Source organism: Parabacteroides gordonii MS-1 = DSM 23371 (genome assembly GCF_000969825.1).
Classification (GTDB): domain Bacteria; phylum Bacteroidota; class Bacteroidia; order Bacteroidales; family Tannerellaceae; genus Parabacteroides; species Parabacteroides gordonii.
On sequence record NZ_KQ033919.1, the window covers coordinates 3,065,633 to 3,090,281 of the forward strand.

At 40.6% G+C, this 24,649-nt stretch carries 26 protein-coding genes; 5 read left to right on the forward strand and 21 right to left on the reverse strand.

Features of this window, described 5'->3' with window-relative positions; all coding sequences use genetic code 11:
* Nucleotides 1-3 precede the first annotated feature (3 nt).
* The 12 genes from lepB to HMPREF1536_RS11550 form a co-directional block, all read right to left on the reverse strand.
* The gene (gene lepB / locus HMPREF1536_RS11495; RefSeq protein ID WP_044192352.1) at nucleotides 4-828 is read right to left on the reverse strand and encodes a signal peptidase I; all 825 of its coding nucleotides are present in this window, start codon (nucleotides 826-828) and stop codon (nucleotides 4-6) included.
* A gap of 68 nt (nucleotides 829-896) precedes the next feature.
* The gene (locus HMPREF1536_RS11500; RefSeq protein WP_028728099.1) at nucleotides 897-2,912 is read right to left on the reverse strand and encodes a hypothetical protein; all 2,016 of its coding nucleotides are present in this window, start codon (nucleotides 2,910-2,912) and stop codon (nucleotides 897-899) included.
* 28 nt (nucleotides 2,913-2,940) lie between these two features.
* Nucleotides 2,941-4,113 carry a 6-bladed beta-propeller gene (locus tag HMPREF1536_RS11505; protein ID WP_028728100.1) on the reverse strand — a complete coding sequence of 391 codons (1,173 nt, stop codon included), beginning with the start codon at nucleotides 4,111-4,113 and terminating at the stop codon, nucleotides 2,941-2,943.
* Nucleotides 4,110-4,583, reverse strand: a complete 474-nt coding sequence (locus HMPREF1536_RS11510) for a hypothetical protein (protein ID WP_028728101.1) — start codon at nucleotides 4,581-4,583, stop codon at nucleotides 4,110-4,112. The genes HMPREF1536_RS11505 and HMPREF1536_RS11510 overlap by 4 nt, the downstream gene beginning before the upstream one ends.
* Nucleotides 4,573-5,718 carry a DUF4221 family protein gene (locus HMPREF1536_RS11515; protein WP_028728102.1) on the reverse strand — a complete coding sequence of 382 codons (1,146 nt, stop codon included), beginning with the start codon at nucleotides 5,716-5,718 and terminating at the stop codon, nucleotides 4,573-4,575. The genes HMPREF1536_RS11510 and HMPREF1536_RS11515 overlap by 11 nt, the downstream gene beginning before the upstream one ends.
* Before the next feature lie 104 nt (nucleotides 5,719-5,822).
* Nucleotides 5,823-6,065, reverse strand: a complete 243-nt coding sequence (locus HMPREF1536_RS11520; RefSeq protein ID WP_044192354.1) for an NVEALA domain-containing protein — start codon at nucleotides 6,063-6,065, stop codon at nucleotides 5,823-5,825.
* Between the two features lie 335 nt (nucleotides 6,066-6,400).
* Complete coding sequence (locus tag HMPREF1536_RS11525) at nucleotides 6,401-7,162, reverse strand: DNA-binding domain-containing protein (protein ID WP_028728103.1); 762 nt, start codon at nucleotides 7,160-7,162, stop codon at nucleotides 6,401-6,403.
* A gap of 54 nt (nucleotides 7,163-7,216) precedes the next feature.
* Nucleotides 7,217-8,272, reverse strand: coding sequence for a BF3164 family lipoprotein (locus tag HMPREF1536_RS11530; protein WP_028728104.1), 1,056 nt, complete (start codon nucleotides 8,270-8,272; stop codon nucleotides 7,217-7,219).
* An 81-nt stretch (nucleotides 8,273-8,353) separates the two neighbouring features.
* Nucleotides 8,354-8,578: an NVEALA domain-containing protein gene (locus tag HMPREF1536_RS11535; protein ID WP_028728105.1), complete on the reverse strand. Its 225-nt coding sequence runs from the start codon at nucleotides 8,576-8,578 to the stop codon at nucleotides 8,354-8,356.
* 209 nt (nucleotides 8,579-8,787) lie between these two features.
* Nucleotides 8,788-9,669: a DUF1573 domain-containing protein gene (locus tag HMPREF1536_RS11540; RefSeq protein ID WP_028728106.1), complete on the reverse strand. Its 882-nt coding sequence runs from the start codon at nucleotides 9,667-9,669 to the stop codon at nucleotides 8,788-8,790.
* Nucleotides 9,670-9,677: 8 nt separating this feature from the next.
* The gene (locus HMPREF1536_RS11545; protein WP_028728107.1) at nucleotides 9,678-10,733 is read right to left on the reverse strand and encodes a BF3164 family lipoprotein; all 1,056 of its coding nucleotides are present in this window, start codon (nucleotides 10,731-10,733) and stop codon (nucleotides 9,678-9,680) included.
* Between the two features lie 3 nt (nucleotides 10,734-10,736).
* Nucleotides 10,737-10,958 (reverse strand): NVEALA domain-containing protein, encoded by a 222-nt coding sequence (locus HMPREF1536_RS11550; RefSeq protein WP_028728108.1) that lies wholly within the window; start codon nucleotides 10,956-10,958, stop codon nucleotides 10,737-10,739.
* 167 nt (nucleotides 10,959-11,125) lie between these two features.
* Here HMPREF1536_RS11550 and HMPREF1536_RS11555 point away from each other — a divergent pair, with 167 nt between their 5' ends.
* A complete protein-coding gene (locus HMPREF1536_RS11555; RefSeq protein ID WP_028728109.1) occupies nucleotides 11,126-12,277 on the forward strand; it encodes a helix-turn-helix domain-containing protein in 1,152 nt (383 codons plus the stop codon).
* 450 nt (nucleotides 12,278-12,727) lie between these two features.
* On the opposite strand, the gene HMPREF1536_RS27650 is transcribed toward HMPREF1536_RS11555, so the two are convergent.
* Both HMPREF1536_RS27650 and HMPREF1536_RS27865 read right to left on the reverse strand, forming a co-directional pair.
* Nucleotides 12,728-12,946, reverse strand: coding sequence for an HU family DNA-binding protein (locus HMPREF1536_RS27650; protein ID WP_150115619.1), 219 nt, complete (start codon nucleotides 12,944-12,946; stop codon nucleotides 12,728-12,730).
* A 34-nt stretch (nucleotides 12,947-12,980) separates the two neighbouring features.
* The gene (locus HMPREF1536_RS27865; RefSeq protein ID WP_157395719.1) at nucleotides 12,981-13,118 is read right to left on the reverse strand and encodes a hypothetical protein; all 138 of its coding nucleotides are present in this window, start codon (nucleotides 13,116-13,118) and stop codon (nucleotides 12,981-12,983) included.
* Between the two features lie 44 nt (nucleotides 13,119-13,162).
* Here HMPREF1536_RS27865 and HMPREF1536_RS11565 point away from each other — a divergent pair, with 44 nt between their 5' ends.
* Nucleotides 13,163-14,557 (forward strand): RNA-binding domain-containing protein, encoded by a 1,395-nt coding sequence (locus tag HMPREF1536_RS11565; protein WP_028728110.1) that lies wholly within the window; start codon nucleotides 13,163-13,165, stop codon nucleotides 14,555-14,557.
* A 162-nt stretch (nucleotides 14,558-14,719) separates the two neighbouring features.
* Here the strand turns inward: HMPREF1536_RS11565 and HMPREF1536_RS11570 are convergent, their stop codons facing one another.
* A complete protein-coding gene (locus tag HMPREF1536_RS11570; protein ID WP_044192380.1) occupies nucleotides 14,720-15,679 on the reverse strand; it encodes a tyrosine-type recombinase/integrase in 960 nt (319 codons plus the stop codon).
* 121 nt (nucleotides 15,680-15,800) lie between these two features.
* Here HMPREF1536_RS11570 and HMPREF1536_RS11575 point away from each other — a divergent pair, with 121 nt between their 5' ends.
* From HMPREF1536_RS11575 to HMPREF1536_RS11590, 3 genes are all read left to right on the forward strand, one after another.
* Nucleotides 15,801-16,157 carry a hypothetical protein gene (locus HMPREF1536_RS11575; protein ID WP_028728112.1) on the forward strand — a complete coding sequence of 119 codons (357 nt, stop codon included), beginning with the start codon at nucleotides 15,801-15,803 and terminating at the stop codon, nucleotides 16,155-16,157.
* Nucleotides 16,158-16,496: 339 nt separating this feature from the next.
* Nucleotides 16,497-17,720 carry a site-specific integrase gene (locus HMPREF1536_RS11585; protein ID WP_005834081.1) on the forward strand — a complete coding sequence of 408 codons (1,224 nt, stop codon included), beginning with the start codon at nucleotides 16,497-16,499 and terminating at the stop codon, nucleotides 17,718-17,720.
* Nucleotides 17,721-17,750: 30 nt separating this feature from the next.
* Nucleotides 17,751-19,052: a site-specific integrase gene (locus tag HMPREF1536_RS11590; RefSeq protein WP_005834082.1), complete on the forward strand. Its 1,302-nt coding sequence runs from the start codon at nucleotides 17,751-17,753 to the stop codon at nucleotides 19,050-19,052.
* Nucleotides 19,053-19,136: 84 nt separating this feature from the next.
* Here HMPREF1536_RS11590 and HMPREF1536_RS11595 read toward each other — a convergent pair whose 3' ends face one another.
* The 6 genes from HMPREF1536_RS11595 to HMPREF1536_RS11620 all read right to left on the reverse strand — a co-directional run bounded on the left by HMPREF1536_RS11595 (nucleotide 19,137) and on the right by HMPREF1536_RS11620 (nucleotide 24,646).
* Nucleotides 19,137-19,451 carry a helix-turn-helix domain-containing protein gene (locus HMPREF1536_RS11595; RefSeq protein WP_005834083.1) on the reverse strand — a complete coding sequence of 105 codons (315 nt, stop codon included), beginning with the start codon at nucleotides 19,449-19,451 and terminating at the stop codon, nucleotides 19,137-19,139.
* Nucleotides 19,448-19,741 carry a helix-turn-helix domain-containing protein gene (locus tag HMPREF1536_RS11600; RefSeq protein WP_005834084.1) on the reverse strand — a complete coding sequence of 98 codons (294 nt, stop codon included), beginning with the start codon at nucleotides 19,739-19,741 and terminating at the stop codon, nucleotides 19,448-19,450. Before HMPREF1536_RS11600 ends, HMPREF1536_RS11595 begins: the two co-directional genes overlap by 4 nt.
* 22 nt (nucleotides 19,742-19,763) lie before the next feature.
* Complete coding sequence (locus HMPREF1536_RS11605) at nucleotides 19,764-20,084, reverse strand: helix-turn-helix domain-containing protein (RefSeq protein ID WP_005834085.1); 321 nt, start codon at nucleotides 20,082-20,084, stop codon at nucleotides 19,764-19,766.
* A gap of 215 nt (nucleotides 20,085-20,299) precedes the next feature.
* Nucleotides 20,300-20,716, reverse strand: coding sequence for a dihydrofolate reductase family protein (locus HMPREF1536_RS11610; RefSeq protein WP_028728114.1), 417 nt, complete (start codon nucleotides 20,714-20,716; stop codon nucleotides 20,300-20,302).
* 314 nt (nucleotides 20,717-21,030) lie between these two features.
* Nucleotides 21,031-22,344: a sigma-54-dependent transcriptional regulator gene (locus tag HMPREF1536_RS11615; RefSeq protein ID WP_028728115.1), complete on the reverse strand. Its 1,314-nt coding sequence runs from the start codon at nucleotides 22,342-22,344 to the stop codon at nucleotides 21,031-21,033.
* Nucleotides 22,319-24,646 (reverse strand): ATP-binding response regulator, encoded by a 2,328-nt coding sequence (locus HMPREF1536_RS11620; RefSeq protein ID WP_005834090.1) that lies wholly within the window; start codon nucleotides 24,644-24,646, stop codon nucleotides 22,319-22,321. The genes HMPREF1536_RS11615 and HMPREF1536_RS11620 overlap by 26 nt, the downstream gene beginning before the upstream one ends.
* Between the last annotated feature and the right edge of the window lie 3 nt (nucleotides 24,647-24,649).

Here is a 24,649-nt window from a genome sequence, read left to right on the forward strand (position 1 = left end):
GGTTTAATGAATTACTTTTAAAAAACGATCCCATCTGAACTTATTCGTATACGGATCAACTGATTTCCAGATAATCCAGGCTTTCCCAACAATATATTCTTCAGGCAATACCCCCCAATAGCGCGAATCCTGTGAGTTCATTCCGTTATCGCCCGCCATGAAGTAATAGTTTTTCCGGAAACGATACCCGTTGATCGGGTTCCCCTTAAGAAAGGTTGTTGAATCCTTATATTGAAGCTCTCCTTGCTGTTCCCATTCGATCAGCTTTTTATACAACCGGTAGTTTGTCCGATCCAATGTGATGGAATCTCCTTTTCCCGGAATATAAAGAGGACCAAAGTCTTTGATATTCCAACCGATGATACTATCATAAGGAAAACTGTGAAATACTCCGTCCTGAAATTTCTCTGTAACAGCAATCTCTTTTTGTGACTCTATATTGCCAAGGGGTATTTGTACACCTTCAATATGAAAAGATCCGTTTCGGATAGATAATGTATCGCCAGGTAACCCGATACACCGTTTGATATAATATTTGAGAATATGCATTTCAATTTTATCCCAGTTATTTGGATGGGGAAAATTGAAAACCAGAATATCATTTCGTTTGATCTTTTTGAAGCCGGGGATTCTGTAAATCTCTGTTTGCTCATTTCGCATGGAAGCAAACAGGTTGAAAATACGTGGACCGATTGCCGGTTTCCAAACCAATACATTATCTCCGGTAGTCAATTCTGCTTCCATCGAGTTGCTGGGGATTTTGAAGGAAGCTAACAAAAACACTTGTGTCATAAACCAAGCAACAGCTAGCAGGCATAACCAGAACATACCGTCTACAGCCCGATTAGTCCATGTTAGTAAATGTCTTTTTAAGTTCTTTTTATGTAAGTCTATAATTACCACCAGTATATCCTCCCTTTTTTATATGTAAATATTCTTTCTGCATAATAAGAATCCACTGGTTTAGTAGATTTTATGAGATATAAAGCATCGGAAGGGATATTGTGGAAAGTGATGCATTCCTGATCTCCTTTTCCGGTTTTTTCCGGTTTCCATTCATTGTCCCAATAGTACAATGTAAAGTTTTCATTGTTATTTACCTGTATTCCTGACTTAGGAATGATCGATATGGCAGATACTTCTATTTCTTTGCCTAAATCGAATAATATATCTCTGTCTTTTTTGTCTTTGCAATCGAAAGATCCCAAAAATCCGGTTCCGAATAGGCCATCTACGATTTTATGAAGTTCTTTGATCGAATCTTTTTTTATGTTTGCGGTTACTTTGACATTGGGTATTTCTTTTAATTGATTGTCATGTCTTTCATAGAAAGTAATTTCACTTATGGCAATGGTATTTTGTGGCAAAGCCAGACGAATCTTCCGATATTTTTTTGAGGTATGGGGCGTGATATAATTGTAGCTGACATCTATTGAATCGGTTAATGTATATAAAGTATCCAATCGTTCTTCATTGCCTGAATTATTGCATCCGATCAAATGAGCTCCGGCAAGCGTTTTTATGAATCGCGTGCTTAAAGGAGTCGTTGTATTGACTGTGATATTTTCTTTTTCATTCCGGTTATGTTTTAGCTGTTTGTAATTACCGTCTTTATCAAGAATGAATGCCGGGGCGGCGGGTATAATAGCGTCGTTTCGGAAAAAAGCCGGTAAATAAACAATATCGCGTCCCATTCCTTTAAATGTCGCCTTTTTCTTATTTATTTTCCCCCATTGGACAGGATTCCAAGTCATATTTTGTGCATTGTAAACACACAAATAACAATAACCGGTTTTATCAGGAATGGTTTCCGATATATCAACCGTAATGTCGGACGTTTGAAAGTATTCGGATGAGACATCCCGTATCCAAGGGTTTTTAAATAATCCGGGAATGTTGTTGTTATTTTCGCCCTTGTCACTCATAGGACCGTCCAGGTAATATTCAAACGATTTGCGGAACACTTTGGGAAGTCTGAATTTCCCTGCTCTCAAATCAAATGATTTGTTGTTGTAAAGTTTGTCATACTTCCATCTTTCGTTATCCCAAAATGGTTCGAAAGGATATGCTTTCCCATCAACGATTAGTGTATTCCAACTGTGGCCTTCTGTCCGATTCCCCCACGTGGGTACAAAATCTATAGTGACAGCCATTCCCAAAGCAGACATAAGGTGTGCATTGAATTGGGTCTGGATATCGCATGTCCCTCTTTTAATCAGTTTATAACTGGCAATATCGCATATCGGCATGGAGGCAGCATAGCCGACACTGTTCATGATGTCGCTATATATAAAGTGTAGTGAATCTGTAATCTCCTTGAAATCTTTCGATGTATCATTGAATATTCCGTGATGTTGGTTATAAAAAAACTCCCGGTTATTATCGAAACAAAATTTGTCACTGAAGCGATAGGGTAGGATATACTTGCAGAACTCATCAAAAGGAGCATCTTTTGTATAAGTATTTTCTTTCCATGCCTTGAACACCAGATCGATCTCTTTTATCAACCTATCGGCTTTGATGGTTTGTATATCCTGTTTGTTTGAATATTTGTATAAATCTATTTTCATCCTTTCTTCATTCCACAGTTCGTTGACCTCTTTTCGCCAGCCGTCCGGTCGTTTCCAATCGTATTTTTCAGATATGGCTACATGTTTTTTGTAAACAGGCTGTAAAACGGGAATGATGGCAGGATCGTATCCTGTATGACCTGGCATATTCATTATAAGAAATTGGGCAGCCTTCAGTTTTAAAGTGTCATTTTTATAATGTTTCAGTACTTTTTCCAATTCATTACGGTTATCCCTGGCAAATTGTAAAGCTTGCTCCAGGCGTTTATCGTTCGGAGAAGTACATGCTGTCAAGAAAAAAGTCAAGATAAGAATAATATTTAGCGGCAATGACTGTTTCATGGCTCTTTTGCTGTTTGTTACAATATACCTACAATTCAGATGCCGACCTAATAGGAGAGGTATACACTTTGAGTACTATCGGGTTCGACTCTTCTAATAAGTTGACCGTAGAGGATGTGTGCCTTTCCACATCCTGCTTTCCTTTAGTCGTCATTTTTTCGACAGGGAGCAAACAATACATCTCATCAGAATCGCTGACGAATGACGGCCAAAAACAGGATTTGTCTATATAGTCATTTTTCAAACCTCCACCCATTTGTGGAATATTTATAACCTGATTGTATTCCAAATGTCCCGTTTCTTTATTTGCAATAATCCCCCTGAGAGTGTTGTCATGCACAATCAGAAAATAGAATTGTTTTTTCGTTTCCTTTATATCGACCAATTGCGCAAAATCTCTCATCAGAGCTTCTTTTTGAGCTACATTTTCCAGAACTTCCCTTGAAGGAGCATAACCTCCTAAATTTAAAACCCATTCGCGATCATAAGAATTTTTACTGAATGAGTATAGAATATCACCATTAATATCTTTGTATTTTATGGTGTCCCTCGCATGATACAGAATGGGAACCGTATGCATGCTCCGACTTACCGTTTGTTCGTCTTCACAGATTGGAATTTTTTTCAACAGTTCTCCTTCTTGGTTGAAAATATCTATATCTATCTTTAACCCATTGTCCGAATAGGTTCTGCTTTCGGCTATTATTTGATCTTGCCCCAAAATATTGACGGCCGTCAATTCTCCATCATCTTGTAGCTTAATCTCTTTCATGAATTCTCCGTCATATCCCCAAAACTGTATTTTATTCTGTCCTATATAATACAAGAAACATTTGCGCTCTTTGTCCGCTGAAATAGAATATGCCCTATTATATTCACCGGGAGCATTTCCGCGCCGACCGATCTTGTTCAGAAAATCTCCGTTCGAGCTAAAACGGTATAATACATTATTGGACATTATAAATAAATTTTGTTCATCCGCATAAGATAAATAAGCTCTGTTTCCAAGCAATGAAGAATCATTGGTTTCCAGAGGAATGCATTCTAAAGAATCACACAAGTCGCTCAATACAATCTGCTTTTCTGTATGCATTGCCATTTCAAGGTTGAGGACATTCCCTTGCTTTATAAAACTACTATCGGTACATGCGCATAACATTCCCCAAAGCAGGAATACTAAATATGTGATTTTATTTTTCATTTCGTTAAATCTTTTTCTAATTGTTCCAATATATTTTCTGAATACGGTGATTGATATTCTGCTTTTATGATTTTTCCATTCTTCAAATGCAGTACTAAGGGGTATATTGAATTATTTCCACCGACTAAATAATTGTTTTCCAAATCTAAATAACAATTGAAATCCGCTAGAGAAGTTAGTTCTAATGTGCGAAACAATTGCTTTTTTGAGTTTACTGCCGTAAAAACAATAAAATTTTTTTTCTGTGTCTTCAAAAAAAAGTCTTTGTTGTTTAAGAAGAAGCCTACACCTGAGGCAATACATCCTATACAGCCAACTTCTGGTAATATTATGCAATATTCCAATTCTTTATCAAAGGATATTCCTTTTTCTTGATAAAACTTTGTTACCTCATTTGTTGTCTTGTCTTTTTCTTTGCAAGAGATAACAATAATGCATAATAATAACAGCAAATAAATTTTATTTTTCATTGGATAATAATTTGTAGATAGCAAATTCGATAACATTTTCATCTAGAGTATTCATTTGTATCAATAATCCATCTTTAGTTACATGCATATTGTGTAAATTCAATTCCTTATAATTTTTTTGGATGGGAGTTTCAGAAATCAAGTTCCCATTGATATCCATGACTATAATTGAAAAAGGTTTAAGAAATGCTCCCCGTTCCCATCCAGTCAAAGGATGCTGGGCTATCCGATAATAAACTTTTCTATATTGGTCATACAACAGATTCGAATAAGAATGTTGACTGATGAAATACTTTATTCTTAAATCTTTGTCTTTCATCAATTCCAGAGAATTGCAATCAGATGAATTAATCGTTGGAGTATAACGGCTTCCCATATAAAATTTCCGATATGTGGAGAAATCCGTTGAATAAGAATAAACATAATGATCGGCAGGAAAACTGTAGAGGCAATTATTGTCGTCACCCAAAGCGTGATAGATTGTGTTAAAATAAACTCCTCCGAAATCACCCTCTACATATTGATCGGGATAATTTATCCCATATATAATCTTGTTATTCGATATGTTGATATTACAACTGACTGGATGTTCTTTTTCGTCTTTCTTAAATAGTCCTAATTTGGTTCCTGACAATATGATTCTGTCTTGGAAATACAAAATGGGAGAATCTGTTAAAGCTTCCGGATCGAAAGTGTTTTTATGACTCTCTCCATTTATAACACTCCAATGTTTGATTGTTTTGAATGAAGGATCTAACATATATACCATTTTCTGTTTATAATTATACACAAAAGTGGTGTCTCCTTTGCAAAGGAATCCAGAATAATTATTCAGATTACCACAATTATTTATTTTGTTTGTTCGTAATAATTCGTTTGTCTTTACATCAAACCAATGTAACGTATTTTCATCCAGTATAACATAAAATATATTTCCTTTCTCGTTTTCTACAAATTGTGAAACTAATGGCTTAGGTATTAAATGGTCTCCTATCTGTATTTTTATTGTTGAGTCCTGTCGGCAAAACAATGTTGAATCAGCAGCAACAGTTCCTTCATTTTTTACCTGAATAATTTTTTTTTCACAAGAATTGAAGAACAATAAAGATAGTAACAATATTGCAACTTTTTTCATGCTATTTCCCTCTTATATAATTAGTTTAATAGTGAGAATAATGAAGAATCTCCATCATTCCTAAAAGATTTCGATTCTCCATTATTTTTCATAAAATCAGGATGTTATTGTTCACAATCCGTTAGTGCTGGCCAAGAATCTGATTTGCAGAAATAGGTCCCAGCATCATTCTTAACACAATTACCATCATTATCCCACCAGCCAATACTTTCACATGCAGCCATTGACTCTATGTCTGTGGATATAAGGCTAATATTATTTTTATTATTTTGACTTTGGCTGAAACTCCAGCTTGCTGCAACAGCCATAGCAGCGATAATAGCTACCCCGAAGATTTTTTTCTTCATGTTCTTTTTCTTTTATTGAATTATAAGTTAGTTTATTTTTTACCTTTGCCTACTCTTATTCAGTTTAGATATTCGAAAGATACAAGTATCAGTTGATACCGATATCATTCTGGTTGTTGATCTTAAATGATTTTGATATACCTCCTTTCCTTTTTAGGAGAGCAGTCGGGGAGTTTGCCGTAACAGTTGTCAACCTATAGGCAGACTCCCTTTTGTTCTTTGAACTTACCTCTCCTGTTTGTGATCCTCAAACACCGTTGTTTGCCATCCCTAAACACCTCTGTTTGCGGTGCCTAAACAGGCCTTGTTTGGGTTGGTAAACAAAAATGCCTCTTTTATTCAATTACGGGACGGTCGTCTTCCCCTTCTTCTCCCTTGTTGGTACCAACGTACACAATACGGCTGACACTGCGCGCCGTTTTCAGGATACGCTGAGTATTCCCGGAGTATTGTGTTGTCAGCGTCATTTCATATTCTCCGTCAGCCAGGCCCGTCGGAGCAATGAATATCAGTTCCGAAGGATTGTTTGTGCCGAACATGTCGGGAGTAACTTTCGTCACCGCGTCGTCTGTCAGGCTGCGGAAGGAGATGCCGACATTTTCATCTGTTCCCTCGATACGGATGCGCGAACCGGTGATGCGGAAGTTACGTCCCGGCGTGATATGTCCGTCTTTTACGTTGTTACTGCAATCCTGAACGCCGGTGATATAAATAGCGTCGGCTTTTTCGCCCAGGATTTCAACTTTGGTGTTTCGTATCTCTTCACGCAGGACGCGGTTTTGAGTGAATGAAACATAGATGTCGTTTTTTGCCGGATTCCATTGTCCTTCTTCGATCGGCCCGATGAAGCGGGGAACGGCGTAGAACAATCCGGTGTTGACATTGTGTCCGTTCATCAAAGCACGTGCCACGATGCGTTCGTAGAGAGTTACTACGTGAACGAGTGTTTCCCGACGCAAACCGGTATCTTCTTCGCGCATGTCTTCGTAGAGTTGTTCGTTATCTACTGTGCCGGCGGAGTTAAGAACTAAAATACGATCGTTCGTGTCTTCTGTCAGTGTGTTAGGGGCTAACCAGCCTTGGAGTTTGTTGCTCATGGTGTTAAATTGTTTATTGTTTTTAAATGTAATTTCTTTTTTTGCTAAATGAAATCAGAGAACTTTCGATAAGTTGAAAGAATATAGGCAGAAATCTTTTTCCCATCCTATTGCAATTAATTCTTTATCATCATCTGTTATACAAATGTTAAATAGTTTTTTATCGGAAAATAGTCTACATACACACTCTCCGTTCCAATTGTATATAAGAATATTATTACTTAGCATAGCATCCATCATTCCTTCATTATTGTGTTGCGCTAATTTTTTTCCAGAATATAAAGTATAGATGTATTTGTCGGTTGCATATATATCTGTATAACCAATAACATTTTCTTGTCCGTGTTTAATGCTATTAATCCCAGGACTACTGTCGTTTATATATATAGGATATATATCGTGATAACTTTTTATAAGATTAGGAGTTGCGTTTACTTGATATAATTCAAATATGGCTCCCGATGATGTTACTGATGCAAACCTATCTAATAATGGATTATAAACTATCCAACCTTGATAAGCAAGTGTTTTACTTTTAATTCCAGATTCATTTCCATCTTTAGGAAAGCCCCCAAAAGATTTTATAAATTCCCCTTCATTGTTTAATATTGCATATCTATTATTATCATTTTCATTTTTATCCAAAAGACCTGAAACTATATATCCATATTTTGTTTGTATTATCGAAAGAGGCATACATTTCAATTTTGTTATATCTGAAATGTTTTTTGATAAATCTTTTGTTACTATTTGTTTTTTTTGCAAATCGAATATGTTAATGCTTGACTTATCTTTCTTCTGCATTAAACGTGGCATAATACTCTCATCTGGTCCTTCTCCTAGTTGTGCAAATGATTGAAGGCTATCTTTTGTATAATAAATTTTATCTAAAAGAGATTGCCCTAAGTAGTTCTCTTTAATTATACATTGATGATCTTCAAATGGAATCATCCTACCAAAAGAATTTAATTTGTAAGTATTGACATTGAGTTTTTTAGCCTTTATATTAAATGCATGTTTAAAATGATTTTTTGGATCAGTTTCTTTATGTTCACACGATAAAAGAAACATAAAGAATAGGATGACTATTAAAATATCATTGATTTTCATATATATTGTATTAGTCCTAAGAGGAGTTTCTCGTAACTCCTCTTAGGAATTGAAGTAATAATAATTTAATCAGGATAATTATTATTTGTATCCAGGTATAATAGTATGACCTAAATCATCATTAATTTCGTAGCACGTTGCAGTTGATATAATGCAAGGTACTCCTACTTCGATTTCGTATCTAGCCAACGCTTCCACATTAGCCAGTGCCAAGTCTGACAGTTCCACCTCGTTTTGACTCAGGCCGTAATTCCAGCCTGCTGCTGCGATAGCTGCTATAGCAATGATACCAAATAACTTTTTCATATTCGTATCTGTTTAATTGTTTATTTTAAAACTTTATTTGATCGGGTTATTTTCTATCTTTGCCTACTGTTTTTCAGATTAGATAGCCGAATGGCACCTGTACCATTTTGTTCTGTCGGTTATATTACCATCATACACCTCCTTTTCGGGGTCCCTGGGAGTTTGCTTGTACAATTTTGAGGTCGTGCAGCAAACTCCCTTTTGTTCGATCACCGAACATTCCCCTTTATCCTACCCTTGATAGGTTGGTTGTTAATACTATTGTACTTGATCGTTACGACTTCATCGAAAAATCCTGTGTCTTTCGGTGTCATCTTAATTCCTACTCGGAGAGTTTCTCCGGATTTTGCTGGTCGTTTATCATAGGTGGCTGCTGTACAGCCGCAGGTGGTACTTACGTCCACTATTACGAGAGGATTGTCCCCGGTGTTTTTTATTTCGAAGGTAGCCTCTTTTATTTCTGATTTGTCGAATGTGCCGAAGTCTATCTCTGTTTGTATAGCTTCAGCAGTTGTTTTCAACATATTTTTAGTCTGACTTTCTTTTCCGGTTATTTGTTTTAGATAGAGGTCTTTTATGGCTGTGTTGTGTACCGGATTTCCTAAAGCTGCTACTTTATTATTTTTGTCTAGCAAGAAAGTTTGGAAAGTCATATCAGCCGGGAACTTGTTCAGTTTGTTCAGCCGATCGTCCATATCGATACACACAGGGCGGTCAAAGCCATCACGTTTCAGCAAATAACGTATTTCTTTGTAATCCTTTGAGTGGAAGAAAAAGAGGAAAGGAATTTTCCCTTGTGTTACGGAATCTGTATATTCAATCAGTTCTTTCCACTTAGGTAGTTGTAGTTTACAGCTGGTGCAGCCGATAGAGTCTACATATATCAATACCTTATATTCCGAATTTGGAATCTGATAGTCAGTTGTATCTGTCAGATAACGTGTGAAGGTTATGCTTTCTGGAAACACAATTTGTTTCCCTTGCCATTCGTTGACAAGTTGTACAATCCGTGTTTCCTTTTCTTTCTGTTCATTTTTACAGGAGAAGAAGATCGGTAATAATACTAGTATGATCAGATTTAAAGTTTTCATCTTGTTCTTTAAATTTTGAATTCTATAATTGGATCATCGCTTTTCACTTCGGTTGCGACGATCGTATTCGTTTCTTCGTTTATGTCGATGCCGTATATAGCATGATCAAGGGTGTATTTGCAAACCGGGTTCCCTTGCAGGTCGAAAACGTAGATGAATCTTCCTCCGTCTTCCGGCCGTTCTCCACGCTGATAGGTGGCTAGCTTGTCTTTGAATTTAATACCCTGAAATACAGCGTAGATATGTTTGTTTGTTACTTTTATGTCACTAAACCCCATAATTCCGCTAGGTATACCCGAACCGTCTTTACCCGTTTGAAACTCAGGTTCTCCTGCCGGACCATACAGGACTTTATGTGTATTGTCATTTAAGTTATAAATTTCGATTGTTTCTCCTAACTGGGTAGCCATAGCTAAGACACCATTGTCGGGATTATAGTCCATAAAACTTCGCCATGCCTGTGCCAATGCCGGGCGTGATGTCTCTTTATTGACAATTTCACTAGGGATTGTACCATTACTTTTGGTCGCTTTACCATTCTTGTTTACTTCCCAAAAACGATGCTCTCCCATATAGTCAGGAATCAAAAAGCCCGATTCCATCGTGCGAAAGTCTAAAGAACGGACAAGTTTTTTGTCTAGTTTAATCTCCTCTACCCGTTCCGCAGAACCGGTAGAAGGAGATATTTTCCAGCGGGTAATCTCCATCTTATTGGGATCGAGAGCCCATAAAGAATCTAAGGAGTTAAATTGAATGTTCGCTGCTGATAGCATCTCCTCCGGGGCTTCTCCACGTCTGCCGAATGAAGCAATATGTTTCCACGCCGGATAGGTAAACGCATGTAAATAATGATCTATATTATGCAGATCCATTACAACGGCAATACTATCTCTGACCGTTACCCGGAATGGATAACGGAACAGGATAGTATCCAGGTTGATAACCTGTGCACTGAGCGCCTTGGTTTCGGTAAAGTCTGAGTATCTCGGGAAGTGCGAATCCGGAGAGCTCGTGCAGGCGCCCAGGCAGCTAATACCTATTAATATATATAGGAGATGCTTCATTGTTTATTCGAGGCTTAATCCTTCAATTCTCATTTCGACCCAATCTCCGTCACAGTCTACAGAGCCATCGCCATAACATTTGGCTCCATCTCCATGTTCACCGTAAGCCAATGCTTCCACATTTTCTAATAATAGAGACGGTAAATCGTTTTTTGGGGTGGACCCAAAATAACAACCAGCGATCAGGCAAGTTACAAATCCTACTAATTTTAGTTTTTTCTCCATATTTGTATTACGTGTTTGTTGATGCAAAAATAGAGAGTCTTTTTCGGATGAACTCCTATAATTCTCTTATAAATCTCCTATATTATGCTTATAAAGGCATTTATTTATTCGTTTTATCTCTTTTTGAACGGTTCTTTTCTATTTTTGCAGTCAAATAGAATGTGAAAATGAAGAATGGTTCATTATATGGGTTAATGGGGATTTTTGTGGTTTGGCTTATCTTTATAAGTGGAGGATATTGGTATTCTTGTAGTTTGCGAACCCAAGTGACTGAAATCTGGAAGCAGACTTTATGGGAAGATCGCACGAACAGGATGAGAGAAGCCAAAGTAAAGACGAAATATATATTTGTTCCGACAGCTTCCCCTGATATTAAAATAATAACTGAAGGTCAGACTTTGCATTTTAAAAAGGATAGTATTAAACCTTATACTCCTGATGAAAGAGATTTTCTGGCTGATCAGCAGTATTTGTCACTCAAGAACCCTGTAAAACTGGAAAAGTTGGATAGTCTTTTTCAGTTAAAGTTGAGAGGGAATGGGCTGGAGTATAAAACGGCAGTATCACTTTATAATAATGATACAGATAAAAAGACATTTTACGGCCAAGAGGATGTGAAAGTCTTACATGATTACTTGAAGTTGACATACAAAGTAGATATTCAGGATATTATTCTTTTGGAAGGATATGTTAAGGGTGGTTGGATAGAAAACTTGGTGTGGGGGACATCTTATTATATTGTGTTGTCTATAGCCCTTGTGATTTTGGGAATATTGATAGTAAAAAGAAGACAGAACAATAAGTCTTCAAAATATCCGGATCAATTTGTTTCTGAAAATGAACAGCCCATGGAAACAGAGCTGGTTTTACCTGTTGAACCTGTTGGGCAAAAGGTAGAACTGCTAACAGAACCTGAGACAGAACTTGTGGCAGAACCTGAGGTAGAATCGTTGGAGGAATCATTGGAGTTGCCTTTGCTACCAATTGATAATGTTGTTCGGTATGACGAAAGACTATGTTCTTTGATGTATGGTGATCAAACGATACAACTTGCTCCTAGAGTCTTTGAGTTGTTTTATTCTTTGTTGCAGGGAAAAGACCTTTTTCAATCGTATGAATCTCTCTATCAAACTCTTGGGGATGGAGATGTTGATGCCGATAAAAAAACAGTGGAACAGTTAGTGTTTCGTTTGCGGAAAGATTTGAACCAGGCTATCCCCGTTTTGAGTATTGAAACTATACGGGCTAAAGGATACCAAATCAAGGGAAAGGATGAGATGGAAATACGAATAGAACGGATAGAGGATAAAGAAGTGTAGTATTATTGATTGGTAAGGTGCGGGAAAAAAGTCTCCTTACAAATTTTCGTTTCATAATTATTAAACAAAAGAAACTCAATTGTCAAACGAAAAGAACATATATGTGTTTTATTCGTTTGATATATATCGAACGCAAATTTGAAAACGAACTCATGAAAATGTATTAGAATAATTTTACCTCCAAACCAGAGTAAATGTGATTCTCAACAAAAATATTGAAGTTCTTGTGTAAAAACAAATTAACCGGAATGATTTTTATTTTTACCTTTCTGCTGTACAGATACTATGTCCTTTTTTATTCTTGCAAATCCAATAGCTTGTATCATGTCTCGTTATTTAAATAAAAGACCCGATCTGAGATCCATAATAAAAAAGTCCCAGGATCTAACCCGGGACTTTTCAATGAAGAAATATCTGAATTATTATGAGATTTTCTGTCTATTTTACAGCCTATTCGATCACCGGTCTGTCATCCTCGCCTCCCGGTTTGCTCTCTGTTGTTACGACTCCTGCTTTTTTGAAATCGGTCTCCTTACGGGCTTTACGCAAGGCAGAGCCGGGTGTGAAAACGATTCGTGGGGTTTTGATCATAGATGTTTCAAATCCCTCTTCAGTAACAGCCCCTGTCGAGCCTACCCCATAACGGAAGTTACTATCAGCCCAAAACACAAAATCGGAATAGGTCGGGTTGTCAGGATATCGGTTAGCTTATCTGGTAGTAACTATTTAGATCCAGATAACCGAACTGTATATCGTCATTCATGCACATGATAATGCGGTTATTTTCTTTGTCGTAGCAGAAATCGGCAATCTTATAGTTTTGATATTTTCTATTCCTCATTTTTTGTTCTACATTTGTGTGTCTGTCACAAACAAGATAAGAATATGAATAGTAAAGAATTACAACTCCTTGTAAGATGTGGAGAAACTAGTACAGTACAATTCAAAGAACGTTTCTCAAATCAGGACAGTATTGCTGCTGAAATGGTTGCTATGTCTAATGCACGTGGAGGTATGATCTTGTTTGGGATCAAAGACAAAACAGGCGAAGTGGTAGGACTGTCTTATCAAGAGATACAACAAATCAATTCAATGTTGGCTAATGTTGCCACAAACTTATTACGTCCAGTAATTTACATACAAACAGAAACTGTAATAATAGAAGATCGATCTATCCTTGTTGCCCATATAGACGAAGGAGACAATAAACCATATAAAGATTTGAGTGGAGTTATTTGGACAAAGCAAGGGGCGGACAAGCGTAAGGTGATGGAGAATAGTGAAATAGTTCGTTTATTTCAATGTTCGGGTATGATGTACGCCGACGAGCAACCTATTCCTTTTACATCAGATAAAGATATTAATAGTAGCGTATTGGATGATTTTGTGCGAAAAGAATATGGACGTGAAATAGATACATTTGGAATTCCTTATTTGGAATTGCTACAAAATCTAAATATAATAAGAGACGGTAAAATGACTTTGGCGGGCTTGTTGTTTTTTGGGAAATATCCTCAGCAATACCGCCCAACGTTTGTTCTAAAAGCTGTTGCGTTTTGGGGTATTGATATGGCTGGAATTAATTATAGAGATAGCAAAGATATTTCAGGTACTTTGCCTGAACTTTTTGAAAGAGGAATGTCTTTCTTTAAAGCTAATCTGCGTAATATCCAAGCTGGGCAGGGTTTTAATTCAATTGGTAAGCTCGAAGTTTCAGAAATTGCATTAGAAGAAATACTCCAAAATGCACTTGTGCATCGTGATTATACAAAGAATGCCCCAGTGAGGCTACTAATTTTTGATGATCGTATAGAGATTATTAGCCCGGGATGCCTTCCCGATGGACTGACTGTGGAGAACATAAAGTTTGGGAATGCAGTTGTTCGTAATCCGTTTATTGCTAATTTTTGTGCAAAGACAATGCCTTATCGTGGCTTAGGTTCAGGTATTATACGTGCACTCAAAGAAGAGCCCGATTTAAAATTTGTCAATGATTTAGATGGCTTGCAGTTCATCTCGATTATTAGACGATCCTATAATGAGGGAATAAATGAGGGAATAAATGAGGGAATAAATGAGGGAATAAATGAGGGAATAAATGAGATTGAAACTCTCATTCTATCTTTTTTGGAAAAAAATTCACAACCTAAAGTAAAAGATATATCCAAGCACATAAATAAAGGTATTGCTACAACAGAACGCTATATCAAATCGCTGAAAGAGAAAGGACTAATAGAATATAGAGGCTCTCGTAAAACAGGAGGCTATTATAAAAAATAACCTCTGTTTGTTGTAAATATATTCAAAGTATTCCTAAAATTCAATCCAAATCCAGATAACCGAACTGTATATCGTCATTCATGCACATGATAATACGGTTATTTTCTTTGTCGTAGCAGAAATCGGCAATCTTATCCGTTTTGGCTTACTTAACATGATGTATCATATTTTGATTTCTATTTTGTTCCTTGGATGTTTGTTGTGTAGAATCTTTTTCTGTTTATTGGAATTGACGTGTGTGTAAATTTGGGTGGTAACAATACTGCTATGCCCTAATAGGCTTTGAATATACTTGATATCTACATCTTCTTCTAATAATAATGTGGCAAAAGTGTGGCGAAAAGTGTGTGGCGTGATATGTTTTGATAGATTAAGTTCTTTAATGCATCTTTTTACAAGCTGCCTTACCGATTGGGGTGATATTTCATGGCCAAGCCTATTCGTGAAAAATGACGTTGTAGGTTGAGTTTGTTTATAATACTCTTTCATAATTGTAATTATCCCCTTGGAACAAATTTGTATTATCCGTTCTCTACTTCCTTTCCCGTATACTTTAATTGTACCTTGTGTCAAATCAATATCATTCCATTGAAGCTGACATAGTTCAGAGACTCGGACACCTGTGGCAAATAGTAATTCAATTATTGCGATATTCCGGGTTTTAGCTTTATATGTATAACTGTCATGGTTGGCTTCTTTCATTCGTTCTTTATATAAATATTCCAATATCAGTTTTATTTCGTTACTGCACATGACAGTCGGTAAAATGTAAGGTTCCTTCATCTGTATTTTTATTTTTCGGAAAGGATTGATAAATGTGTCATTCTCAAATTCATAGAAAGAGAAAAATGCTTTTGATGATGCGATTTTTCGCTTTATGGTCTTGGGCTTGAAGTCTGAAATCTTTTGTAGATAGGCTTTTATCATATCTTTTGAGACAGATTCCATCACTTCTATGGAGTATACTTCATAGAGAAAGTCTTTTAATTGTTCCAGGTCAATTTGATAAGCTGTTATAGTTTTCTTGCTCAATGCTTTTTCATATTGGCAGTGAAATATGAAGTCAGATAGAGCGCTACTTACCTTTTTTGCTCCTTTTGAGTCAGCTGTTTGTATTTCCATATTCATCATAAAATTTAATAATGCTGCGAAGTAACGTGAATAACATATATAAAGCTAATTATCAGGTAGAAAGTAGGAGGGTGAACAACTGATAACTTAATATTATCATGCAAATAGTAAAATGGGAATATCTGTAGACTGGAAAAATATAAAAGATGGATTCAGAACTTTTGAAGAACTTGCCTATACTTATGTACAGGAAAAATATCCCAATTCTACATGGAAAAAGACTGGCGAAACACGCGATGGCAATAAAGATGCTGTAGCCTTAGTGTTTGGTTATCAACCTTATCCAGATAAGGAAGAGCAATGGTGGATGGAAGCAAAGTATTCCACTGAAAGTCTGATTATCAGTCGTTATAAACTTGATGCAACTATTGTAAGTGCTATTTTAAATGGTTCTGTCAGTCGGATTTTCTTTGTAACAAATATACGAAGAATTCGTGAGATTCAGGCAGATTTTGGCGGAATAAAGTAAGTGGTTGGAGACTAAAGGAATTGGGTGTTGAATGACTGTATTCTTCCTTTTTCCAAAAAAGCGGGATATTGAGGAGTTGTGAGGTAATTTTGCTACCTATCCGTTGCCTTTTTTAGTGTCGAACGACATCGAAAATGAAACGTGAAACTACTCTGATTTCGCCTCTGCCATCTCAAAGAACCCTTGTTTGAGAGAATAAAGATACGCAGAATTTTCCGTATATCGGTAAAATATGCCTATTGTTTTCTGTTTCAAGGGGCTGTTTCTATGTTCTGCCATATTTTTCATGCTGACAGGTAACTCTATACCGGTTAATTTTGCAATTAAAAGTATAGAGCTATGAATCAAGAAGATGTAAGGGTTTCGTTCTACCTGAAAAAGAGCGAAGCGGACGAGCAGGGAGAGTGCCCGATTATGGGCAGGTTGAATGTAGGCAAGTATTCCGAGGCGGCCTTCAGCATGAAGATGACGGCTCCGGAATCGGCATGGCTTTCCGGTCGTGCCACGGGGAAGAGCGCAAGGTCAAGGGAAATCAACCGGCAGTTGGACGAGATACGCGCTTCGGCACTCTCCATCTATCAGGACTTGTTTGCCCTTCGGGAGAAAGTATCAGCCGAGGAGGTGAAATGTATCCTTTTGGGCATGGCTTACGGGCAGGAAACTTTGGTGGCGTTCTTCCTCAGTTTCATAAAGAAATTCGAGAAAAAAGTCGGAATCAATCGTGAGGAAAGCACGGCCACATCCTACAAGTATGCTTGTGGCCAACTCATGCAGTTTCTCAACAAGGAATACAACCTTTCGGACATTCCCTTCACGGCATTGGACAGGTCTTTCATAGACAAATATGATCTATACCTGCGGACGGACTGCCAACTGAGTGCGGGAACTATTCTGCTGCTGACCACACAGCTGATGACGGTTATCCGGAAAGCGAAGTCGGCAGGTATCCTGACGTCCAATCCGTTTGCAGGCTATGAGGCGGAACGACCGGCAAGGGAAATAAAGTATCTCACGGAGCATGAACTGGAACGCATCATGTCGACACCGCTCCATAACAGGAAACTCTACCATATCCGTGATCTGTTTCTCTTTTCCTGCTTTACCGGCATTCCATACGGGGATATGTGCCGCTTGTCGGATGAAGACCTCGTGGCTGTCGAGGACGGCACATTGTGGATTAAGACCTCCCGCAAGAAAACAAAAATCAGCTATGAGGTCCCCTTACTGGATATTCCGCTCTATATCCTTGAAAAGTACAGGGATGCCGCACCGGAAGGAAAACTGCTGCCGATGTACAGCAACAGCGAATTGAATAACGCGCTGAAAACCATCGCAGACCTGTGCGGTATCAAGCAACGACTCGTATTCCATCAGGCCCGCCATACCAGCGCGACGACCGTACTTCTGTCGAACGGAGTCCCGCTTGAAACCGTGAGCAAGATATTGGGGCATGAACGGATAAGCACCACCCAGATTTATGCCCATGTGACCGATGATAAAGTAGAGAACGACACCCGTATGCTCGATGCCAAGATTGCCGAGCGGTTCTCGGTTGCCATTTAACCTGTATGTCTAATATTAAACTTATCAGCCATGAACGTAAATAACAACATTCGGAATAAAGAGATAAAGCACCGCAGCACGTTTGCCATCCTGTTCTATATCAACCGCACAAAGGTACGCAAAGATGGAACATGCCAGCTGTTGTGCAAGGTAAGTGTCGATGCCAAATGGGAACAAATAGGCATCAAGGTAGCCGTAAATCCCGCCCTGTGGAATCCGGAAACAGGACGTGCCGACGGCAGAAGCGAAAATGCCATTACCGTGAACCGCGCCATAGTCGACCTGGACAAACAGATCCGTGGACATTACAAGCGTATCAAAAACAGTCTGGGTTTCGTTACAGCGGAATTGATCAAGAATGCCATGCTGGGTATCGGTGAGAAAAAACTGACCTTACTGGCACTGTTTACGGAACATAACGAGGAGTTCAAGAAAAGAATCGGCGTGGACCGGGAGGAAGGGAGTTACGAAAGCTATACCCGTTCCTACAGACACTTGCATGAGTTTATACGGGATAAAAAGAAAACGGAAGATGTCACCCTGAAAAGTCTCGACCAGGATTTTTATGATGATTTCGAGTTGTACCTGCGAAGCAATTGCGGTATGCAGCAGAAAACCGTGCATGAACACTTGTACCGCTTGAAAAAGATGACCAAACGAGCGGTGAGCCAGGGAACATTACGCCGCGACCCTTACGATGAACTGCATCCGGCACTTCCGAAGCGCAAAAGCCGCCATCTGAAATACGAGGACCTGACGAAACTGATGGCGACACAACTCGATAAACCCAACCTGCAACGTGTCCGTGACTGGTTCATTTTTTCGACGTTCACGGGTCTGGCTTATGCCGACCTGAAACGCTTGTCGGAAAAGGATATCATACAGAAGGAGGACGGAAGTCAGTGGATTCGTATCCGGCGAAAAAAAACGGATGTCGCCTCTTATATCCGATTGTTGGATATTCCCTTGCGGATTATAGAGAAGTACAAGCCGGAACGTCGGAGCGACAAGATTTTCAACGTGTATTGTCGCGGATATTTGATTAAACTCACGAAAGAGGTCGGAAAACAATACGGATTCTACATGACTTTCCACAAGGCGAGGCATAATTTCGGAACGCATATCACGCTCTCGTTGGGTATTCCGATAGAAACCGTGAGCCGCATGATGGGACATACCAGCATCACGACTACCCAGATATATGCTGAGGTGAAAAGCCGGAAAGTGGACGAGGACACGAAAGCATTACGTGAAATGTCGGCAAAACGGCCGGTAAACCTCTACGAAGAAGAAGTTATCGCCAAGCCCAAGCGGAAAAGAAAGACTGTGTAAACAAGCGGCAATAAAAATGAGAGGAACAATCCGTATTATCGGGCTGTTCCTCTCGTACTGTTCCGTTGGAACCGCTTGCTCAGATCATAACCATTTCTGTTGTTCGTCAAGGCACTTTCTATGCGCCTCTTCCAGCAGTTGCTGAATTTCCGATTCCTTGTACAGCACCTTGCCTTGTATCAGGTAGTAAGGCAGGATGCGCAATGACCGGTATTCCTGCAAGGTGCGGCGGCTGATACGCAGGAGTTTTGCCAGTTCCACATCATTCATGAAACGTTCGCCGTTGAACGAGCGTTGACAGTTCGGTTCCATTTTCTTCAGTGCCCTGCCGGTATTCTCCAGACGGCGGAGAAGGTCGGCTACACGCGGGTCTTGCTTGTCAATGAAATAATGGTTCATAGTTTCTTTGAATTAGCATGATAATACGACTGTAATACTTTCTCCACGTCTTCAGGCTTGTAGAACAGCTTGTTCTTGATCCTGCCGAAAGGCAGTAATCCTTTGGCCCGGTACTCCTGTAGGGTACGCTTCGATATGCCAAGAATGTCGCATACCTCCTGGTTGTCCAGCCATTTTTTCAAGCCGAGGTCTTCCTGCCGTTTACATAGTATGTCGGCCTTTTCCTCGATGGTTTTCACACGCGTCATGAGCGCGTCGAAAGTCCGGATGTCCATACTGATAATTTCCATTGCAATTCTTCATTTTAATTTGTTAAACATTGATTCTGTTTCGCTCCATTTCCGCGAGGGAGAGCCTGCCTTTCCGGTTCAGAAATTCCTTGACCTCGGATGATTTGTAATAGGTACGCCCGTCTATCATGTAGTAAGTCACGAGTTTTTTCTGGCGGTACCGTGCAAGGGTACGTTTCGTGATACCGAGCAACTCGCACATGTCCTGGTTATCCAGCAGCTTGTCGCCGTCAAGGGCAGAGGTCTGCCGGTTCATGCGGCTCAGCTTGTCTTCAATCTTGTCGAACCGTTCCATGATTTGGTGAAGCATCATCTGGAACGTCTCACGGTCTATCTGTATCATAATATGATCTGTCTTTTGAGTGTAAATAATGACTGATTACACCTTGTCGCGCAACAGGTTATACTATGATATAGGGCTAATGGCATACCAATGACCCTGCATTTCACGGAATAACACAGGCATTCCGCTGAAATACAGCGAAATAAAAATTATCAGAGGAAAGTTGAAATGAAAAAACGGTCTTGCAAAATGCAAGGATTCCCGCAATGTGCAAGTTACATCTTGCGAGGGTTGCGATAAATCAACCGGCAGATACCGTTGGAAAAGGTAGTGGCTTCATGCAACCGCCATTGCAGAGTAGGAAGAATGTTTTGTATGGAAGTTCCCCCGCCGGAGGAAATGGGAAGCAGGTAAACGATCAGTTCGTCCACGAGGTTGTAAAAGGAAAGCCCTCGGAGCAGTTCCAACGATTCGGAATCGGAAACTTCGGCCAAATAGGTAAAGGTATTGCCTTTGCCGTCTTTTTCGCAAAGCAGGTCCAAAATGGAATGGGGTAAAATCCTTGCGTCACAGCGTTCCCGCCAATGGGCAAAACCTTTCCTGTGGTTCATTACCCATCGCATCGACATATCGGCGGCATCCGGCAGAAAGCCGTCCAGTGTCATAGCCGTTACTGCTTGGATTTTTGGCATATACCCCGGTTTTTAATTTTACTCTCAACCGGAAGCCGTCAAAAAAAAGAAGCGTGCAAACACGCTACTTCTAATGGAGGCTCTGGAATGCCTTAACAGGAATAGGTGAATGCACGCTATGCGTAGGCATAGCATAAGCAATCACGCAATAGTTCCTGTTAATGTTAATTTACCAGATTCCCATTAGAAACGCCTTGCGGTCTTATGTTATATATCGTCGGCAACTGCCCTATTGACAGTAAGCCGATTTTTCTCTATTTAATTGCAAAATTACATATATTCAGCGATATTTCCATTAATTACAGTTATCAATTTCACTTCAGCCCGTATTTCTTCATTTTCCGGTACAGCGTTGCCGGATTGATATTCAGCATCGCCGCGGCTTGTTCCCGGTGTCCGTTGCAAACCTTCAGAGCATTGATAATGCTCTCTTTCTCCATCGATTCATCTCTCAGGGGCAGGACGGTACGTGAAGGGGCATCGTCATTTACGCATGGACGGATTTCCATATCCAACGCTTCCATATTCAGCATCGGCGTTTCCGTGACCAGTACGGCACGTTTGATTCGGTTCTGCAACTCCCGCACGTTGCCCGGCCAGTGATAGGCGAGCATCCTGCGCCTGGCATCGTCCGTAAAGCCTTGCGTTTCCCGTTTCAGTTCTTTGGAATGACGTTCACGGAAAAATTCGGCCAGCGGCAGGATGTCTTCCGGACACTCTGCCAACGACGGCTGCCGAATCTCGAACTCGTTCAGCCGGTGGTAGAGGTCTTCCCTGAAACGTCCCTCCCGGATGGTCAGTTGCATATCCTCGTTCGTGGCGGCAATTATCCGCACATCGGCTGTCCGTTCCCTGCCGCCTACCGGAGCATAGGTATTCTCCTGCAATACCCGCAGGAGCAAGGACTGTATCTCGTAGGACATCGTCCCTATTTCGTCCAGAAACAGCGTGCCGCCTTTCGCCATGTCGAAATATCCGGTCTTGGCGCTGTCGGCACCGGTAAACGACCCTTTCTCGTGCCCGAAGAAGAGCGAGGCGGCCAGTTCACGCGGTAACGCCCCGCAGTTTATCGCGACGAACGGCATATTCCAGCGTTCGCTGTTGTTATGGATGGTTTGTGCTATCGATTCTTTGCCGGTTCCGTTGGCACCGAGAATCATTACCGACATATCGGACGGAGCAACCAGCCTGGCAAACTTTTCCGCTTGCAGAATCCTGGGGCTTGTTCGGTGAAACAGCTCCTTCTCTTTCCTGCGCACCGTAGCCACCGGGCGGAACACATCTTCCGCCAACTCCAGCAGATGCTCCCGGTGTACCGGTTTGGGCAGGTAATCCCTGGCTCCGAGCTTGATGGTACGCACCACATCCGAAACGGAAACATATTCCGTGGTCAGGATGAACGGGATGTCCTTCCTTTCCTTGCGCAACCATTCCAGCAGGGAAATGCCGTCCCCTTCAGGTAACCGCACATCCGACAATATCAGGTCGAACTGCGTTCTGCGTATCAACGAGCGTGCTATCGTCTCGTTCATGGCCGTCACGGCATCATAACCGGCCTGTGAGAGCCAGTCTTTCTGCATCTGTGACAGACCTACATTGTCTTCAACTATCAGTATTTTCCGTTTCATTCGTCACTCTTTTTATCTCGGCTTCCGCCACTTTAATCAGTATGGCGGCGTAATCCATAATCTGCCGGGTATGTTCATTCAATATCTTATCGTTTATAGTCTCGTTTTTCAGTAAAGCGCGATAAGCCGACAAGGCTTCTTCCATTTGCAGTAATTCCCACATCGGTTGCATCCGGTGGGTGATTTCACGCAATTTCTGCCTGTCACCGTTTTTCATTGCCGTACCGAGTTCCTCCCGGTCTTTTTCTGACTGGGATATAAAGGAAAGAAGCGTTTTTGATTTGTCGCTGACTTCAGAGAGTATCAGACTGAAATCGACGCTATGGGTCTCTTCCTGCCGGTTTCTTCTTATCGTTGAAAGCAGGCTGAGCAACTCGGAGGAAGAGAAAGGCTTGTAGATATAGTCTGTAAATCCGGCATGGAGAAATGCCTCCTTGTCACTGTCACCGCGTGCTGTCATGGCCACAACAGGTATGGTACGGGAGTTCCCGATATTTGAGTTCCGCAACAGAGTCAGCAGATCGAAGCCGTTGGTGCCCGGCATTTGGATGTCGGACAGCAGCAAGTCATAATCCTTGCCCCGCATTGCCTTTACGACCTCTTTGGAGGTGGCACAGGTTGTACAGTTCATTCCGTTACGCTCCAGCATCTCCTTTATCACATCCAGCAACATGGTGTCATCATCAATGACAAGTACATTTTGGGGCAGGTGCACCGGGTGTGGGATTATCCGGTTCTCGCTTTCTATCGGTTCATCCGTCATCTTCATGGGAAGTGTCACGCGGAAAGTACTGCCTTGGTCTATACTGCTTGTCACATTGATGGTTCCGCCAAGCAGGTTGACAAGTCCTTTCGTGATTGGCAGCCCCAATCCGAATCCATGGGCGTTGGCCACTGAACTCAAACGTTCGAACGGACGGAAGATACGGGAGAGCGTCTCCTCACTCATACCAATACCGGTATCTTTGACTTCTAACAGCAGCTCTCCTTCATGATAACAGGCATTCAGACTGATTGTACCGGCTTCCGTGAATTTGACTGCATTGCTGAGCAGGTTGTCTATAATCTGCTCGATACGGTCCACATCGCCGTAAAGTTTGACATCGGTATCCTTGAAATCGTGACAGAACAGGATTCCCTTGTTATTGACCACGTGGGAGAATCCGAAAACGGTACGTTCCAACAAGTCTTTAAGGCTGAACGGCACATCGTTGCGGGTTTCTTTGGCCTCGTTCAGACGGTACACGTCCAGCAGGTTGTTGAGCAAGTGTACCACGTGTTTACATACAATTCGGATGTTGTTCATGTGATTGTTCCTGCGTTTCTTTTCACGAGTATCCATAGCCAGTTCGGCACTCCCGCTGATGATGTTCAGCGGGGCGCGGATGTCATGGGAAATGGTCAGGATAATATTCTTCCGCATTTCCAGCAACGCATAGTTCTGTTCTATCGTTTCTTCCAGGCGTTTCCTGTTCCTTGCCTTAATCTTGATATCCCGTTGTATGATAAGATACAAGACAAACAACAGGATTATGGAGAAGATTATCAGGCCGGTTATTACAAGGGTGGAATGCTCGTATGAATCCTTCAAACGGACTTCTTTGTTCCGGAGGGCGGACAATGCCTGCTCATCCAGGCTTGTGATTAACGTGCGCAACTTACCGTTGAGTTCACGGTTATGCAACCGCAGACTGTCCGTATAGGTCTCGATGTTTCTTCTGCGTTCTTCCTGCAAGGAAATAAGCTCGTTCCCCCGTGCTCTCACTTTGGTATTAGCGGATGGCAATTGTACGGTTTCCTTGCCTCCGAATAATCCGGCTATCCCTTTTTTCTTGCGGGTGACAGTACGGGAGGTATTTGCTTGTGATGTGACAAGTGAATATTGGCCGGCCAGCAGGCTGTCGATTTGTTTTTGTTGCCGGAAAATCTCTTTCATCCGCAACAGATGTTCCTCTTTGTTGAGCAGTAGGGAACGGAGGGAATCCACTTGTTCCGGACGTACAAATTCCTTGCATTGTTCACGTAAAATTTGCAGCAGGGAATCCGCCTTCAGACGACGTGTACGGTATAACTCACAATCTTTATCTGTCCACGTCATGACGGATTCCCCGAAAGTAGCAAGCACGGTGATATGGCGATGGGTAGTGCTGATATTGCTTTGTGTCTGGAATATGGTTATCGACTCCTGCTCTATCTCCGCCACACGTTTACGCTCGTGTAAAACGATGGCGACCATACTACCGATAATCGCCATTAGAAGAAAATATCCTATGAATATCTTATGCTGCAATAGTAATTTCATTAG

Bases quoted from the DNA above. Each gene is read 5' to 3' on its own strand.
- HMPREF1536_RS11550 (WP_028728108.1), bottom strand. From the start codon at position 10,958: ATGGAGAAAAAACTAAAATTAGTAGGATTTGTAACTTGCCTGATCGCT.
- HMPREF1536_RS11600 (WP_005834084.1), bottom strand. From the start codon at position 19,741: ATGGAAATTATCAGTATGGACATCCGGACTTTCGACGCGCTCATGACG.
- HMPREF1536_RS11540 (WP_028728106.1), bottom strand. From the start codon at position 9,669: ATGAAAACTTTAAATCTGATCATACTAGTATTATTACCGATCTTCTTC.
- HMPREF1536_RS27865 (WP_157395719.1), bottom strand. From the start codon at position 13,118: ATGAGGAATAGAAAATATCAAAACTATAAGATTGCCGATTTCTGCTAC.
- HMPREF1536_RS11520 (WP_044192354.1), bottom strand. From the start codon at position 6,065: ATGAAGAAAAAAATCTTCGGGGTAGCTATTATCGCTGCTATGGCTGTT.
- HMPREF1536_RS11530 (WP_028728104.1), bottom strand. From the start codon at position 8,272: ATGAAAATCAATGATATTTTAATAGTCATCCTATTCTTTATGTTTCTT.
- HMPREF1536_RS11535 (WP_028728105.1), bottom strand. From the start codon at position 8,578: ATGAAAAAGTTATTTGGTATCATTGCTATAGCAGCTATCGCAGCAGCA.
- HMPREF1536_RS11575 (WP_028728112.1), top strand. From the start codon at position 15,801: ATGGGAATATCTGTAGACTGGAAAAATATAAAAGATGGATTCAGAACT.
- HMPREF1536_RS11590 (WP_005834082.1), top strand. From the start codon at position 17,751: ATGAACGTAAATAACAACATTCGGAATAAAGAGATAAAGCACCGCAGC.
- HMPREF1536_RS11515 (WP_028728102.1), bottom strand. From the start codon at position 5,718: ATGAAAAAAGTTGCAATATTGTTACTATCTTTATTGTTCTTCAATTCT.
- lepB (WP_044192352.1), bottom strand. From the start codon at position 828: ATGTTCTGGTTATGCCTGCTAGCTGTTGCTTGGTTTATGACACAAGTG.
- HMPREF1536_RS11610 (WP_028728114.1), bottom strand. From the start codon at position 20,716: ATGCCAAAAATCCAAGCAGTAACGGCTATGACACTGGACGGCTTTCTG.
- HMPREF1536_RS11525 (WP_028728103.1), bottom strand. From the start codon at position 7,162: ATGAGCAACAAACTCCAAGGCTGGTTAGCCCCTAACACACTGACAGAA.
- HMPREF1536_RS11555 (WP_028728109.1), top strand. From the start codon at position 11,126: ATGAAGAATGGTTCATTATATGGGTTAATGGGGATTTTTGTGGTTTGG.
- HMPREF1536_RS11620 (WP_005834090.1), bottom strand. From the start codon at position 24,646: ATGAAATTACTATTGCAGCATAAGATATTCATAGGATATTTTCTTCTA.
- HMPREF1536_RS11500 (WP_028728099.1), bottom strand. From the start codon at position 2,912: ATGAAACAGTCATTGCCGCTAAATATTATTCTTATCTTGACTTTTTTC.
- HMPREF1536_RS11545 (WP_028728107.1), bottom strand. From the start codon at position 10,733: ATGAAGCATCTCCTATATATATTAATAGGTATTAGCTGCCTGGGCGCC.
- HMPREF1536_RS11565 (WP_028728110.1), top strand. From the start codon at position 13,163: ATGAATAGTAAAGAATTACAACTCCTTGTAAGATGTGGAGAAACTAGT.
- HMPREF1536_RS11510 (WP_028728101.1), bottom strand. From the start codon at position 4,583: ATGAAAAATAAAATTTATTTGCTGTTATTATTATGCATTATTGTTATC.
- HMPREF1536_RS11605 (WP_005834085.1), bottom strand. From the start codon at position 20,084: ATGATACAGATAGACCGTGAGACGTTCCAGATGATGCTTCACCAAATC.
- HMPREF1536_RS11505 (WP_028728100.1), bottom strand. From the start codon at position 4,113: ATGAAAAATAAAATCACATATTTAGTATTCCTGCTTTGGGGAATGTTA.
- HMPREF1536_RS11585 (WP_005834081.1), top strand. From the start codon at position 16,497: ATGAATCAAGAAGATGTAAGGGTTTCGTTCTACCTGAAAAAGAGCGAA.
- HMPREF1536_RS11615 (WP_028728115.1), bottom strand. From the start codon at position 22,344: ATGAAACGGAAAATACTGATAGTTGAAGACAATGTAGGTCTGTCACAG.
- HMPREF1536_RS11595 (WP_005834083.1), bottom strand. From the start codon at position 19,451: ATGAACCATTATTTCATTGACAAGCAAGACCCGCGTGTAGCCGACCTT.
- HMPREF1536_RS11570 (WP_044192380.1), bottom strand. From the start codon at position 15,679: ATGGAAATACAAACAGCTGACTCAAAAGGAGCAAAAAAGGTAAGTAGC.